Below are 622 nucleotides of genomic sequence, written 5' to 3'. Positions count from 1 at the left end.
GAGGCGTTGTCCAGCTGCTGGGAATGAACCCGATATTTGAAGTGGTCGCCGAAGCCGGCGATTTTGAAAGCGCAATGGCTGCCGTTCGCCAATCCGAACCGGATCTGGTACTCCTTGACCTGAATATGAAAAACACCAGCGGCGTGGAAATCTTAACGGCTGTAAAACAGGAAGACCCGTCCATTCGAGTCATTATGCTGACGGTTTCCGACTCCTCGGCCGATTTGCTGCAGTGTTTCCAGAACGGCGCCGACGGCTACCTCCTTAAAGATCAGGAACCTGATCAAATCTTAGAAGACATCCGACGCGGCCTTAACGGTCAAACGGTCCTCTCCGGACCCATGAATCAGGTGCTGGCGGAATGCCTGAAAGAAGACGGATTCGGAAAAGAAAGAAGAATGTCCGATTTGACCGACCGGGAACTCGAAATTCTGAAACTTATCGCGCATGGTCAAACTAATAAGGAAATTGCGCGAGTCCTTTCCATATCGGACGGAACCGTAAAGGTTCACGTAAAGCACCTGCTTCGCAAACTCTCCTTCCGATCACGAGTCGAAGCGGCGGTCTGGGCCAGCGAAAACAACCTCTAAAAGAAAAATCCGAGCACTCGCCCGGATTTTTC

At 51.4% G+C, this 622-nt stretch carries 1 protein-coding gene; it reads left to right on the top strand.

Annotated elements, in window-relative coordinates; all coding sequences use genetic code 11:
* A partial coding sequence (locus tag E5987_RS12785; RefSeq protein WP_160336445.1) for a response regulator occupies window positions 1-590 on the top strand: 590 nt, incomplete at its 5' end.
* Between the last annotated feature and the right edge of the window lie 32 nt (window positions 591-622).

This window comes from Parasutterella muris, from assembly GCF_009767915.1.
Taxonomy (GTDB): domain Bacteria; phylum Pseudomonadota; class Gammaproteobacteria; order Burkholderiales; family Burkholderiaceae_F; genus Parasutterella; species Parasutterella muris.
The sequence above is the reverse complement of the archived record's forward strand: the minus strand, read 5'-3'. Positions and strand labels throughout refer to the sequence as shown.